The organism is Methylosinus sp. LW3 (genome assembly GCF_000527115.1).
In the GTDB taxonomy this organism is placed as follows: domain Bacteria; phylum Pseudomonadota; class Alphaproteobacteria; order Rhizobiales; family Beijerinckiaceae; genus Methylosinus.
The window spans coordinates 3,842,846-3,856,630 of sequence record NZ_AZUO01000001.1 but is presented as its reverse complement, the minus strand read 5'-3'; the positions used below and the strand labels follow the sequence as shown (position 1 = coordinate 3,856,630).

The 13,785-nt window shown below is 66.5% G+C and carries 13 protein-coding genes and 1 tRNA gene; 11 read left to right on the top strand and 3 right to left on the bottom strand.

The genetic code is table 11. From position 1 onward, the window contains the following. Positions 1 to 107: 107 nt before the first annotated feature. Positions 108 to 443, bottom strand: coding sequence for a hypothetical protein (locus METLW3_RS0119380; RefSeq protein WP_024881474.1), 336 nt, complete (start codon positions 441 to 443; stop codon positions 108 to 110). 141 nt (positions 444 to 584) lie between these two features. On the opposite strand from METLW3_RS0119380, the gene METLW3_RS0119375 reads away from it, so the two are divergent. From METLW3_RS0119375 to METLW3_RS0119355, 4 genes are all read left to right on the top strand, one after another. Then, a complete protein-coding gene (locus METLW3_RS0119375; RefSeq protein WP_024881473.1) occupies positions 585 to 956 on the top strand; it encodes a helix-turn-helix domain-containing protein in 372 nt (123 codons plus the stop codon). After that, complete coding sequence (locus tag METLW3_RS0119370) at positions 953 to 1,801, top strand: DUF6456 domain-containing protein (protein ID WP_024881472.1); 849 nt, start codon at positions 953 to 955, stop codon at positions 1,799 to 1,801. Before METLW3_RS0119375 ends, METLW3_RS0119370 begins: the two co-directional genes overlap by 4 nt. A gap of 360 nt (positions 1,802 to 2,161) precedes the next feature. Then, on the top strand, positions 2,162 to 3,943 hold the full coding sequence (locus tag METLW3_RS0119360) for an ABC transporter ATP-binding protein (RefSeq protein WP_024881471.1): 1,782 nt from the start codon (positions 2,162 to 2,164) through the stop codon (positions 3,941 to 3,943). Between the two features lie 78 nt (positions 3,944 to 4,021). Beyond that, positions 4,022 to 4,426 (top strand): rhodanese-like domain-containing protein, encoded by a 405-nt coding sequence (locus METLW3_RS0119355; protein ID WP_036309047.1) that lies wholly within the window; start codon positions 4,022 to 4,024, stop codon positions 4,424 to 4,426. Here METLW3_RS0119355 and METLW3_RS0119350 read toward each other — a convergent pair. Continuing rightward, on the bottom strand, positions 4,407 to 5,363 hold the full coding sequence (locus METLW3_RS0119350) for an S-adenosyl-l-methionine hydroxide adenosyltransferase family protein (protein ID WP_051465465.1): 957 nt from the start codon (positions 5,361 to 5,363) through the stop codon (positions 4,407 to 4,409). The genes METLW3_RS0119355 and METLW3_RS0119350 overlap by 20 nt on opposite strands. A gap of 428 nt (positions 5,364 to 5,791) precedes the next feature. On the opposite strand from METLW3_RS0119350, the gene METLW3_RS0119345 reads away from it, so the two are divergent. After that, positions 5,792 to 6,400 (top strand): TetR/AcrR family transcriptional regulator, encoded by a 609-nt coding sequence (locus tag METLW3_RS0119345; protein ID WP_245267420.1) that lies wholly within the window; start codon positions 5,792 to 5,794, stop codon positions 6,398 to 6,400. Next, entirely contained in the window at positions 6,397 to 6,870 is a 474-nt protein-coding gene (locus tag METLW3_RS0119340) for a hypothetical protein (protein ID WP_024881467.1), read from the top strand. The genes METLW3_RS0119345 and METLW3_RS0119340 overlap by 4 nt, the downstream gene beginning before the upstream one ends. A 373-nt stretch (positions 6,871 to 7,243) precedes the next feature. Here the strand turns inward: METLW3_RS0119340 and METLW3_RS0119335 are convergent. Continuing rightward, positions 7,244 to 7,333 (bottom strand) — tRNA-Ser (locus METLW3_RS0119335). Between the two features lie 240 nt (positions 7,334 to 7,573). Here METLW3_RS0119335 and METLW3_RS0119325 point away from each other — a divergent pair. The 5 genes from METLW3_RS0119325 (at position 7,574) to gor (ending at position 13,759) form a co-directional block, all read left to right on the top strand. Beyond that, positions 7,574 to 8,977, top strand: coding sequence for a M23 family metallopeptidase (locus METLW3_RS0119325; RefSeq protein WP_024881465.1), 1,404 nt, complete (start codon positions 7,574 to 7,576; stop codon positions 8,975 to 8,977). An 80-nt stretch (positions 8,978 to 9,057) separates the two neighbouring features. Beyond that, entirely contained in the window at positions 9,058 to 10,872 is a 1,815-nt protein-coding gene (locus METLW3_RS0119320) for an ATP-binding cassette domain-containing protein (protein WP_024881464.1), read from the top strand. A gap of 111 nt (positions 10,873 to 10,983) precedes the next feature. Further along, a complete protein-coding gene (gene rpiA, locus METLW3_RS0119315; RefSeq protein ID WP_024881463.1) occupies positions 10,984 to 11,700 on the top strand; it encodes a ribose-5-phosphate isomerase RpiA in 717 nt (238 codons plus the stop codon). Between the two features lie 47 nt (positions 11,701 to 11,747). Continuing rightward, the gene (locus METLW3_RS0119310) at positions 11,748 to 12,299 is read left to right on the top strand and encodes a DUF2059 domain-containing protein (protein ID WP_051465463.1); all 552 of its coding nucleotides are present in this window, start codon (positions 11,748 to 11,750) and stop codon (positions 12,297 to 12,299) included. Between the two features lie 92 nt (positions 12,300 to 12,391). Beyond that, on the top strand, positions 12,392 to 13,759 hold the full coding sequence (gene gor / locus METLW3_RS0119305) for a glutathione-disulfide reductase (RefSeq protein ID WP_024881461.1): 1,368 nt from the start codon (positions 12,392 to 12,394) through the stop codon (positions 13,757 to 13,759). The last annotated feature ends 26 nt before the right edge of the window (positions 13,760 to 13,785 follow it).

Here is a 13,785-nt window from a genome sequence, read left to right as displayed (position 1 = left end):
TTCGATATGCCCGCTCGGGGAATGGAGCTTCGAACGCAAATACCAATGGAAAGGCTTTTCTAGCTCAATCCCGGCGGCCGACAAAGAGCGGGCCGGCTCGGTCGGCCTCATGGATGCGCGCGAGCGTCTCTTAGCGCCGCGCGGGCGAGACGCAGCGCGCGCGCCTGCTCGGCGCGATGCGCCACGAGAAGCGCGATATGGCGCGAGAGATCATAGGTCCAATGGCCGGCGCGGGCGCGTTCGGCCCGCAGCGCGCGCTCCAGCTCCTTCAGCACCACGGCGGCGGCCTGCGGCGTTTCGGCGGCGATGACGCTGCGCGACAGGCGATGAAACGAGCGCAGAAATTCCTCGCGGCGATAGGCGTCGGCTTTTGCGCGCAGGGCGCTCTGCAGGCTTTCCCGCGCGGCGGCGCGCAGGCGATCGGGTGATGGCGGATTTCGCATGAGGGTCCTCCCGCGCCGAAGCATGGGCGAGGGGCGGGGGATGGGGATAAGTTTTTTATCCGTTGTATAGGATTAAATTCATGATAGCGTCAGAGAGGTCGCCGGCTCAGCGCCGCTGACGCCCCGCACAGGCGAGACAGAATGCCTCTCCGACGAAACGCTCATTTTCCTTCATCGGCGCTCTGCGTCGCCGCGGCTTCCGCGGCCTGCGGCGTCGCGCCGGAGGCTCTGCGCGGCGCAAGCCGTGGGCGCGCCAATGTCGCCGACGCGCGCCATCTCGCCGTCTATCTCGATCATGTCGCTTTCGGCGCGAGCCTCTCGGCCTGCGGGCGCGCTTTTGCGCGTGATCGCGCCAGCGTTCGTCACGCCTGCGCGCGCATAGAGGATCGCCGCGACGAAGTGGATTTCGATCGCGCCGTGGCCGCGCTGGAACAAGCCCTGCGCGCGCAGCGGCGCCTCATCGAGACAATCGCTTTTTCCTTCACCTCGCATCCGACGGGAGACGATTCATGAGCACCACTCAGCGGCATAGTGACGAGACCGACGCGCGCGCGCTGCGCCGTCTGCTGGAGGCGATGAGCGAGCCCGGCGCGCAGGCGATGGCCGACCCGCTCGGCGCCCGGTCGATCATCGTCGCCGCGCCGCGCAAGGGCGTCACTGTCGCGCGGGCGCGTCTCGCCCAAAGCATCGCCGATATAGCGGCGGCGCGCGGATTGGCGCGCTGGGACGGCGCCGGCGAGGCGCGCCGTCTGCATCTGACAGATGAGGGGCGCGCTCATCTGAGACGCCTCGCGGCGCCGGCCGAGGCGAACCCCTTTTTCGCGCAGCACAGCGCGCTCGCGCCGCGCGTGGTGGAGAAGGGCGCGCGCCCGACGCTGGTCAATGAGGGCGAGAGCCCGCTCGCCTGGCTCGCGCGCCGCAAGGATCGCGACGGCCGTCCCTTTCTCGCGCCGGAGCAGATCGAGGCCGGCGAGCGCTTCCGTCGCGATGTGACGCAGGCCGCTATTCTCCAGCGCGTCACCGCCGATTGGGAGGCGGCGATCGGCTCCGCGCGCGGCGGCGGCGCGGGCGCCGATATCGCCAATGTGGCGATCGATGCGCGCCGGCGACTCTCTCACGCCTTCGATGCGGTGGGGCCGGAGCTCGGCGGATTGCTTACCGATGTCTGCGGCTATTTGAAAGGCCTCGAGCTCATCGAGAGCGAGCGAGGCTGGCCGCAGCGTTCCGCCAAAGTGGTGCTGAAAATCGCGCTCGAGCGGCTCGCTCTGCACTATGGATTGGCCAGTGAGGCGCAGGGGCCGGAGCGCGCGCGCCATTTGCTGCATTGGGGCGTTGAGGATTATCGTCCTACCCTCTGATGCGCCGAGCTCCGGCGGCGCGGTTGACAGAGCGGAGCTTTGGGCGCATGAATCTCGCCATATTGCACTGCAATATGGCGCGTCGCATCAGCGACGCTCGTCATCTCTATCGGGGAGTCGCCATGATGAAATTCGTCATGTCTCATCGTTCCCCGGGCCGCGCCTAGAGAGTTCAGGCAATGAGCCCGGTTCGAAAATACCGGGCTGCTCTCTCGCGCATGTCGCTCCGCCGATCCTGTCGGCGCTGACGACTTTCTCACGAAAGACATTCCGGAAACAGCCGCGACGCAGCCTCGTCTCGCGTCGCCTCGCGCCCATTCACGAAAAAGGGATCGGGACATCTCGCGTCCCGCAGGATTCATGTCCGCCTATTTGACCACGCTGCGCTTCGCGCTCCGCTATTGGCTTCTCTCGCCGCGCCTGCTCGCGGCGATGCTCGTCGCTCGCCTCATCTCCAATGTCGTCGATGTCTTCGTGCCCGTCGCCTCCGGCCATCTCGCCGATGTCGTCGCCGGCGAGAGCCGCGAGCTCGCTCCGGCGCTTTCGGCGCTCGCCGTGTTTCTCGGCACGGTGCTGCTGTTTCATTGCCTGCGCAATTTCGTCGCCTTCTCCGTCTGCCATGTCGCCGCTCACGCCATGGCGGCGCTGGTGCGCGACGCTTTTGCGCGCGTGCAGCGCTTCTCGGCCGATTGGCACGCCAACGCCTTCGCCGGCGCGACGGTGCGCAAGATCACGCGCGGCGTCTGGGCCTTCGATTCGCTCAGCGACACGCTGATCTTCGGCATGTTGCCGGCGGCGACGGTGATCGTGGCGATCACCTGCCTCCTGTCCTGGCGCTGGCCGCTGCTCGGCCTCGTCGTGGCGATCGGCATATCGCTGTTTCTGGCGATAGGAATCGGCCTCTCGCTCGGCTGGATCAGCCCTGCGGCGCAAGTGTCGCAGGCGCTCGATTCCGCTGTGAGCGCGCGGCTCGCCGATTCGATCACCGGCAATCAGATCGTCAAAGGCTTCGCCGCCGAGACGCGCGAGGATGCGAGCTTCACGGCGCTGGTCGCCGAATGGCGCAAGCGCACGCTGATCTCCTGGTATCGCGGCACGACGGTCGGGCTGCTGCAGGCCGTGGTGATGATCGCCATGCAGGCGACCTTGCTCGGCTGCGGGCTGATGCTGTGGTCGCAGGGCGGCATGACGACGGGCGATGTGGTGAGCCTCATCGGCATACAGGGGCTCATCAACGGCTATTTGCGCGACATTGGCGAGCACGTCCGCAATCTGCAGCGCGCCGTCAATGAGATGGAGGATGTCGTCGCGTTCGACGCGCAGGAGCCCGATGTGGTCGATGCGCAGGGCGCGACGCCGCTGGTGGTGAAGCGCGGCGAGATCGTCTTCGACAATGTGACCTTCGGCTATCCGAATGCGCGCAGGAATCTCTATGAGAATTTCTCGCTGACGATCCGTCCGGGCCAGCGCGTCGGCCTCGTCGGCGCCTCGGGCGCCGGCAAGACGACCTTCGTCAAGCTGCTGCAGCGCCAGTTCGATCTCGATGCGGGCCGCATTCTCATCGACGGACAGGACATAGCCTTCGCCACTCAAGCCTCGCTGCGGGAGGCGATCGGCATCGTCGCGCAGGAGCCGATCCTGTTCCATCGGCCGCTCGGCGAGAATATCGCCTATGGCAGACCCGATGCGGCGCAATATGAGGTCGCGGAAGCGGCGCGTCTCGCCCATGCGGATATTTTCATCGAGCGTCTGCCCGACGCTTATGAGACTCTGGTGGGCGAGCGCGGCGTGAAGCTCTCGGGCGGCGAGCGCCAGCGTGTGGCGATCGCGCGCGCCATTCTCGCGGCGACGCCCATATTGGTGCTGGACGAGGCGACCTCCTCGCTCGATTCCGTGTCCGAATTCCATATTCGCGCGGCGATCGAGCAATTGTCGGCGGGACGCACGACGATCGTCGTCGCGCATCGCCTATCGACGGTGCAGCGGCTCGACCGCATATTGGTGTTCGACCATGGCCGCATCGTCGAGGACGGCTCACATGAGGAGCTGCTGCGCCTTTCGGGCGGCGTCTATCGGCGCCTGTTCGACACGCAGGTCGGCGCCGGCGACTCGCTGGAAGAGGCGATCGAGCGGGCGGGGTGAGAGCCCCGCCCCTTCGGCGATACGAATTTTCCTCGATCGAAAATGAATTGCCGTCACCAGAGCAGAGAAGCGACTCGAATGGCCGAGGAATCGAAAATCGACGCGGCGCGGATCGCCCATTATGCGGCAAAGCTCGAATATGAGATCGACTCCTGGGACCTTCGCGCATGTGAGGAGGAGGTCGTCATCATCGACGCGCGCTCGCCCGAGGCCTATGAAAAAGAGCACATTCCCGGCGCCATCGGCTTTCCGCATCGGACGATGACCGCGGAGACGACGATGCATCTTCGTCGCGATATCCTCTATGTGACCTATTGCGACGGCGTCGGCTGCAACGCATCCACCAAAGGCGCTTTGAATCTCGCCCGACTGGGGTTTCGCGTCAAAGAGCTGATCGGCGGTCTCGACTGGTGGAAGCGCGACGGCTACGCCACCGAAGGCGCGCAATCATGCGCCGGCGGCGTTACGGGCTGCGCCTGTTGACAACAGCTGCGTCTCGGGGCGCTTGTGCGAGCTCGGCGCGCGAAAGCTCGATCGTCCAGTCGAGGCCGGAGTCGACGCCATAGCTCTTGGCGAAATCGCCGAGATTGAGCGCGACGGCCATGTCGAAGAGGCTGTTGACGTAAACGAGCGGGCGTCCCTGCGGAACGTCGCCGAATGTGCGCTCATAGGGCGCGTCGAGATCGGCGACGAGCCGATCGCCATGGCGAATGCGCAGACGCACCGTCTCACCCAGCGAGATTTTCAATTCGTCGAACAGGGTTTTCGGAATGTTCGACCATACATTGCCGAAATGCGCGTCGAGCACGGGAATGATTCCGCTGACCGCATCGCCTTTGCGTTCCGCCGCGCGATAGGAAATCGTGACCAGCGCTTCCGGCGGCAGCTTGCGCCCGATCTGCTCGAAGCTCTGCGCGCCCGCCGCCAGACGCGCGCCGGCATAGGCGAAAATATCGCGGCCGTGAAATGTGTGGGATTGCTCGGAGCCGGGCCTGCGGTTCACGCTCTCGTCGATCTCGCGCACTTCCTTCACGCCCTCGCGCTCGGCGACCAATGTCAGCAGCCCATTGTTGGGCGCGAGGAAAAAGCGGCCGCTCAGCGTCTCGAGCGCAATGGCCAGCCGTCCCGTTCCGACGCCGGGATCGACGACGGCGACGAACACGGAGCCTTTCGGCCAATAGGGCTCCGCCTGATAGAGACGATAGGCGCCGGCGAATACGCTTCCAGGATCCTCATGGCTGAGATCGGCGACCAGAAGATCCTGCGAGATGGAATAGGCGACGCCTTTCATCGCGGCGACGGCGCCGTCCGCCGTTCCGAAATCCGTGAACAGCACCAGCGGCGCACGCGCCGCGGCGACGCCGCAAGAGAGGCAGAAGAGAAGAGCGACAGCGAGCGCGCGAATCGACGAATGAAGCATGGGCGTTCCATTTTCAGAGGCCGGACCGCCAGCGGCGCTGAATTTCTGGGCGCGTCGAAGCGGGAAATGCGAACCCTTCTTTCACGATAGACGCGATATCGCGCATTGCGCTATGCAAATAATATAAAATACTTACGCACGCCGTCCTAGGGGCTTGTATAGCACGCCTGTAAAGCTGCTCCAGCTCTCGGCGGCCAGCGCCTCCCATGATTTGTGCACGGGATTCTTGGGGTAGGCGCGGGGTCGAGGGCCGGTGGCGTCGCGGCCCCGAGCGGAGCTTCGAATTCTTCCCGGGTCATCTTGGGCCTCCGAACTCCGTCGGAAGGCGAGTAGGCGCGCTGTCGAGAGACGGGCGCCGCCGGCGTCGCGCGCCGGGATTGACTGGCGGCGACTGATGTGTCACACAGTATGACATGACAGCACAAGCTATGACTCCCGTTCGCGACGCCTATAAGGCGATGACGCGAGAGCGCATTCTCGACGCGGCGATCGAGCTGATGGCGAAGACTGGCGCGGAGCCGGTGACCATCGCCGCCGTCGCCGCAGGCGCCGGGGTGACCCACCGCACCGTCTACCGCCACTTCAAGACGCGCGATGATCTGATCGAGGCGGTGTGGCCGCGGCTGCAGCAGCGGGTGTTGTCGAAGGGCTTTCCGCGAACCGCGGACGATCTGGTCGCGACGCCCGGCCGCTTGTTTCCACGCTTCGACGAAAACGCGCAGCTGGTGCGCGCTTCCGCCTTTTCCGAGGCGGGCCTCGAGGTCCGCCTGCGCTCCAACGCGGAGCGGCAGGAAGCGATGCTCGCCTGCGTCGCCGACGCTCTTCCCGGGATGGAGCCGCAGGCGATGCGCCGCCGCGCCGCCGTGGCGCAGCTGATCGACAGCGCCTATGCCTGGGCGGCGCTCAGGGATTTTTGGGGGCTCGACGGCGTCGAGGCCGGACGCGCGGCCGGCGAGGCGCTGGCCGTGCTGCTCGGTCGACGCGGTCCGTCCGACGATGCGCCGTTTCCAATCGAAGAAGAGAGGAGTGAGACATGAAGCTCGTTCACGCCAGCATTCCGGCCGATGATCCCAAGACCGCCGCCGAGGTCCTCGCCGACATCATGGGCGGCGAGGCTCTGCCCTTTCCGCCCGCCGGCGCCGACGCCTTCATGGCGTGGTCGAAAGACGGCGCGATCGAGCTCGAGATCGTGCCGCGCGGCCGCACGCTCCACTTTGACGACGAGCAGGGAAACTGGCGTCCGTCCTCTGTCTCGAGCCGGCTTTCCGAGGTGCATTTGGCGATTGCGGTGGCGAAATCGGCCGAGGAGGTCCTCGCCATCGCGCAGGCGGCAGGCTGGCCGGCGCGTCGTTGCGACCGCGGCAATGGGTTGTTTCAGCTCGTCGAAGTCTGGGTCGACGGCTGCTTCATGATCGAATTCATGGATCCCGGCCAGGCGCGCCGTTATGAAGAGGTCGTCACCCCAGCGAGCTGGAAAGCCTATCTCGCGCAAGCGGCGCTTCGCTAGGGATTGCGCATGTGGATCGACGCTCTTCGGCATGGCCGAGCGTCGAAATGGCGGCGCAAGAGAGGATTGAACGCAGAGATTCTCTCGTGCGCATTCAACGACTTCAAAAACTTATGGGCGCGCGCGATACAGTTGAGATATACATCAAAGATTCTTTGCGGTTTCGGCGAAGCGAGCCGGTTTCAACCGCTTGCCGCCGCCCCCCGCCGGCAGCCTGCTCCGCGCCCTTATCACCGCTCCGATACGTGCCCGCACCCGACCTCGACGCCATCATTCTGGGCGCCATTCTATGGCGCCGCTGTAGAGAAGCGGACGGTGGCAAAGCCCCGAGTTCTGAGCAATTCTCTGTTAACGCGCATTTAAAGCCAGAGATTGGCGGAGAGGGAGGGATTTGAACCCCCGATACGGTTGCCCGTATGCCGCATTTCGAGTGCGGTGCTTTCAACCACTCAGCCACCTCTCCGGAGGCGAAAGCGGGGACTTGCCCCGCTCGCGGCGAAGCGCCCAATAGCACGCGTTCGCCTCGGCGATCAAGGCTCGAAACGCGATCCTTTCGCCCAGCCTCGCTCGAGGCGCGAAGGTTAACGATCGGCAGACGGCGCAGATTTGCCGATCGTTAACCTTAATGAGGTGTAACAGGCCGCCGGCCTCCCTTTCGCGCGCTCGCGGCTCGCGCGCCGGGGCGGCCCTCTGGAACATGCGCATGCCGAAAGCCAACGATCACAGACCGCGTCAAAAGCGGCTTCCCTTCGTCGTCGAATTCTCGCTCGCCGCGCGGCGGCGGCGGCTGGAGCTGTCGACCCCGACGCTCGTCGTGGCGGGTCTCGTTCTGCTCGGGGCGGGGCTGCTCGCCCCTTGCGCGGCCGCTTATCTCGCTTTTCGCGACGACATGCTCGCCGAGCTGGTCGATCGCCAGACGCAGATGCGTTACGTCTATGAGGATCGCCTGGCCGCGATGCGGCTGCGGCTCGATCAGGCGACGAGCCGGCAGTTCCTCGCTCAGGGCGATGTCGAGAGCAAGGTGCAGACTTTGGTCGCCCGCCAGGCCAAGCTGGAGACGCGGGCGGCGCTGGTGGCGCGGCTCGTCGAAGGCGTCGCCTCCAAGGACGTCGCGTCTCCTCCTGTGACCGCGCAAAGGCGCGCGCCTCCTGTCGCCGCGCCGGCTGTGGGACTGCCCTCCGGCGCCAGCGCCTATGCGCCCGCGCCCGAGGAGCGGCCGGAGCCTTTCGCTGGTTTCGACAAGCCGCAGCCGGAGGGTCTCGAGCTGCGGCTGCGACGCGAGGAGGACGCGCCGGCCAAGCCGGCGGCCGAGCGCAGCGGCGCCTCCGCCCAGCTTTCGCCCCCGAGCGAATCACCCCGGCTCGCGGCGGAAGCCGGCCTGCCGATGCAGTCGCGCCTCGAGCATTTGGAGGCCTCGCTCAATCAGGCCGAGCGCGAGCAGACCCAACGGCTCGGTCGGCTGGTCGAGCCGATTCGGGCGGCTACGGCGCGGCTACGGCGCGCTTTCGATGTCGCCGGCCTGCCGATCGAGCGCTTTCTTCCCAAGGGCCGCGCCTCCAAGGCGCAGGCCGAGACCTTTGCCGGCGGTCCTTTCGTGCCGGCCGAGCGCAGCGATCTCTTCGAGCGCGAGCTCGGCGCCGCCGAGACGGCCGCCACCACGCTCGAGGGGCTGCGCAGCGCGCTGCCCAGCGTGCCGCTGCGCAAGCCGCTCGCCGGAGCGCCGGAAACCACCTCCAACTTCGGCTATCGCACCGATCCTTTCTTCGGACGGGCGGCGCTGCATACGGGCGTCGATCTGCGCGATGATTACGGCTCGCCCGTGCGCGCCACGGCGGGCGGCGTCGTCGTCAACGCCGGGCCGAGCGGCGGCTATGGGCAGATGGTCGAGATCGACCATGGCTCCGGCCTCGCCACGCGCTATGCGCATCTCTCGGCCATCACCGTTTCCGTCGGCCAGGAGGTCGCTCCGGGCGAGACGGTCGGGCGGCTGGGCTCGACGGGCCGCTCCACCGGGCCGCATCTGCACTATGAAGTGCGGGTGGACGGCGAGCCGGTCGACCCCTCGCGCTTCCTGCGCGCGGCCTCGACATTGGCGGAGAGCCATTGAGCCGGGCTGGCGTTATGGGGCGAGTGCGATAAAAGACGCGGGGCCGGCCTCGTCCCGCCGGCGCGGACACATCGGACCCCATGGCCCCGCCACCCCTTTTGACGCTCCAGAATGTCGGGCTGACGCTCGGCGGCAAGCCGCTTTTCGAATCGGCCGATCTTTCCGTCTCGCCCGGCGAGCGGCTGTGCCTCGTCGGCCGCAATGGCTCGGGCAAATCGACCCTGCTGCGCATCGCCGCCGGCGAGGTGGAGGCGGATTCCGGCGCCCGCTTCCTGCAGCCGGGCGCGAGCCTGCGCTATCTGCCGCAGGAGCCCGATCTCTCGAAATTCGAATCGACGCTCGATTATGTGGTCGCCGGCCTCGGCCCGACCGACGATCCCTATATCGCCAAGGCGCTGCTGCTCGAGCTCGGCCTCACCGGCGAGGAAAATCCGCGCAGCATCTCGGGCGGCGAGGGGAGGCGGGCGGCGCTCGCCCGCGCGCTCGCTCCGGAGCCGGACGTGCTGCTGCTGGACGAGCCGACCAACCATCTCGATCTGCCGGCGATTCTCTGGCTCGAGGAGCGGCTCGCCGGGCTGCGCTCGGCGATCGTCGTCATCAGCCATGATCGCCGCTTCCTGCAGGATCTGACGCGCTCCACGGTCTGGCTCGACCGCGGGCGGACGCGGTATTTGTCGCGCGGCTTCAAGGATTTCGAGGCCTGGCGCGACCGCGAGTTCGAGGAAGAGGAAAAGCAGCAGCACAAGATCGACCGCAAGATCGTCGCCGAGGAGCATTGGGTGCGCTATGGCGTGACCGGCCGGCGCAAGCGCAATCAGAAGCGGTTGTCGGACCTCCACGAGATGCGCGCGACGCGGCGCCGGCACGTCGGGCCGGTGGGCGATATCAAGCTCGACGTCGCCGAGGCCCAGGCCTCCGGCGCGCTGGTCGTCGAAGCGCGCGGAATTTCCAAGTCTTTCGGCGAGCGCGTGATCGTCGACAATTTCTCTACGCGGGTGATGCGCGGCGATCGGCTCGGCATCGTGGGCGCCAATGGCGCCGGCAAGACCACGCTGGTCAAGCTGGTGACGGGGACGCTGGCGCCCGACGGCGGCCATGTGCGGATCGGCGCTTCGGTCGAGATGGCGACGCTGGACCAGAGCCGCGCCAGTCTCGATCCGCAGACGACATTGAAGGATGCGCTGACCGGCGGCGGCTCGGATTTCGTCGAGATCAACGGCCAGCGCAAGCATATCATCGGCTATATGAGGGACTTCTTGTTCGGCCCGGAGCAGGCGCGGACGCCGATCGGCCGGCTCTCGGGCGGCGAGCGCGGGCGGCTGCTGCTCGCCCGCGCGCTGGCGCAGCCTTCCAATCTTCTGGTGCTGGACGAGCCGACCAATGATCTCGATCTCGAGACGCTCGATCTCTTGGAGGAGATGCTCGCCGATTATCCGGGCACGCTGATCGTCGTCAGCCATGATCGCGATTTTCTCGATCGCGTCGCCACTTCGGTGCTGATGTCGGAGGGCAATGGCCGCTGGCTCGAATATGCCGGCGGCTATTCCGACATGGTGACGCAGCGCGGCGAGGGCGTTCAGGCCAGAAGCGCCGCCGCGGCCCCGCGCGAGGAGAAGCCGAAAGCAGCCGGCGCGCCGAGGCCGAAATCCGCCGCCAAGCCGCGCCTCTCCTTCGCCGAGCAGCATGCGCTGACGACGCTGCCGGCGAAAATGGAGGAATTGCGCGGCAAGAGGGAGAAGCTGCAGAAGTTTCTCGACGATCCCGGCCTCTATGCGCGCGATCCGGCGAAATTCGCCGAAGCCGGCAAGCTCCTCGCGAAAGTGGAGGAAGAACTCGCCGCCGCCGAGGAAAGCTGGCTAGAGCTGGAGATCAAGCGGGAGGAGATCGGCGGGTGAGGCGCCTCACCCTCCGCCTTTGAGGAATAGCCGGCCGCCCCGCCGTTGCTTTCGGCCGACGAAACGACTATCCGGCCTTTTCTCCCTATCGACCGACAGAGGACGCCGCCCATGCCCGCCCCTTCCGCCGATGAGCTGAAACGACAGGCGGCCGCCGTGGCCCTCGAGGCCGTCGAGCCGGGAATGCGGCTCGGGCTCGGCACGGGCTCCACGGCGGCGCATTTCGTCGATCTGCTCGGGGCAAAGGTGAAAGCGGGGCTCGATGTGCTCTGCGTTCCCACGTCAGAGCGCACGCGCGCGCAGGCCGCCGCGCTGGGCGTGCCGCTGGCGACGCTGGAGGAGGCGCCGGAACTGGACCTCACCGTCGACGGCGCCGATGAGTTCGACGCTAAAATGCGCCTCATCAAGGGCGGCGGCGGCGCGCTGCTGCGCGAAAAAATCGTCGCTGCAGCGTCGAAACGCTTCATCGTCATCACCGACGAATCGAAGCGGGTCGAGACTCTGGGCGCCTTTCCGCTGCCGGTCGAGATCGATCCTTTCGGCGCCAAGGCGACGCGGCTGCATGTCGAGCGGGTCGCGCGCGATCTCGGCCTAATCGGGACCGTCGGCCCGCGGCTGAAGCCTGACGGCCATGTTTTCGTCACCGACGGCGGCCATTTGATCCTCGATTGCGCATTCAGCGCGATTTCCGATCCCGACGCGCTGGCCGATCGCCTCTCCGCCATTCCCGGCGTCGTCGAGCACGGTTTGTTCATCGGCCTCGCCACGGCGGTGGTCGTCGCCGGCCGCGACGGCGTCTCGACGCTGGGCCGGCTGGGCGCGGCGTAACCGAGCGACGCACGCCGCCGAATTGGTTTCACGAGGAGATGTCCCGAGTGATTTTTCGTCTGACGATCGGTTTCGCCGCGCTCATTCTGGCGACCGCCGCCATCGCCGCCGAGCAGCGGCCGGGCGCCGCCCCTGCGGCGGCCGTCTCGCCGCCCATCGCCTCGGCTCCCACGGTCGCGGCCACGCCGGCGCAGCTGGCGCTGGCGCGAGCGGTTCTCGTCGAATCTGGCGTCGCCTCGTCTTTCCGGCTCATCATTCCGCAATATCTCGAGCAGATCGCCCTTTCGGTGACGCGCACGCGGCCCGAAATGGTGCCGGACCTCAATCTCGTGCTCGCCGCCGTGCGGCCGGAGTTCGACAAAAAGGTCGAGGAGATGGTCGACAGCGCCGCGCAGCTCTACACGCAGCGTTTCTCGCCCAAGGAGCTCGAGGACGTCGCCGCTTTCTTCAAAAGCGCCTCGGGCCGCAAATATGTCGGCATGCAGCCGGTGCTGATGAGCGACATGTTCGTCGCCATGCAGGCGTGGTCGCAGAAGATTTCCGTCGACATGATGACGCGCGTGCGCGAAGAGATGCGCAAGAAGGGCCACGAGCTCTAGCCGCCCCATGAACGGAGAAATCTGGAGCGGGCGAGCTCTGGCGGGACCCGTGCGGGCCTTTCGCCCTCGGGTCACAGATTCCGGGGTTCGAAATGGCAGAGCATGATTATGATCTCGTCGTCATCGGCGCAGGCTCGGGCGGCGTTCGCGCGGCGCGCATCGCCGCCGGCTATGGCGCGAAAGTCGCGATATGCGAGGAGTTTCGCATCGGCGGAACCTGCGTGATCCGCGGCTGCGTGCCGAAAAAGCTCTATGTGATGGCGAGCCGCTTCCACGATGATTTCGAGGACGCCGCCGGATTCGGCTGGCGCGTCGGCGAAGTGGCGTTCGACTGGAAGGCGCTGGTCGCCGCCAAGGAGGCGGAGATCACCCGCCTCTCCGGCCTCTATGCGCAAAATCTCGAGAAGGCCGGCGTCGAGGTCATTCGCGAGCGCGGCGTGATCGCCGGGCCGAATGAAGTCGCCTTCGCCGGCGGCAAGCGCGTCTCGACGCGTTATATTCTGGTCGCCACCGGCGGCGCGCCGACGCTGCGGCCGGACATTCCGGGCCTTGAGCTGGCTATCTCATCCAATGAGATTTTCGATCTGCCGGAACTGCCGAAGAGCCTGCTCGTCGTCGGCGGCGGCTATATCGCCGTGGAATTCGCCAGCGTTTTCGCGCGGCTCGGCTCCAAGGTCCATTTGTCGCTGCGCGCCGATCTGCCCTTGCGCGGCTTCGACGAGAATTTGCGACGTCTGCTCGACGAGGGGCTCGTCAATGCGGGCATAGAGATTCACCGCGGCGCTCTGCCCACCAAGCTCGAGAAGACGGTCGGGGGACTCGTCGCGACGCTGCAGAATGGCGCGCGTCTCGACATAGACGCCGCTCTGCTGGCGACCGGCCGCGCGCCGCTGACGCAGGGCTTGGGGCTCGAGGCGGTGGGCGTCGCGATGAAGGAGAGCGGCGCGATCATCGTCGATGATTATTCGCGCACCAATATTGCGTCCATTTACGCCGTCGGCGATGTGACGGATCGCATTAATCTGACGCCCGTCGCCATTCGCGAGGGCCATGCTTTCGCGGACACTGTGTTCGGCGGCAAGGATGTCCGCGTCAGTCACGATCTGGTGCCGACGGCCGTGTTCACCACGCCGGAGATCGGAACCGTCGGCCTCGGCGAGGCCGAGGCGCATGCGAAATACGGTCGGCTGAATGTCTTCGAGACGAGCTTTCGGCCGATGCGCGCGACGCTGTCGAAGCGCGCGGAAAAAGTCTTCATGAAGATTTTGGTCGACGCCGCCAGCGATCTCGTCGTCGGCGTGCATATACTGGGACCGGAGGCGGGTGAGATGGCGCAGCTGCTCGCCATCGCGCTGCGGCTCGGCGCGCGCAAGGCCGATTTCGACGCGACAATGGCGCTGCATCCGACGCTCGCCGAAGAGCTGGTGACGATGCGCACGCCGAGCCGCGTCGTCGAATAAAAAAGCGAGCCCGAGGGCTCGCTGCG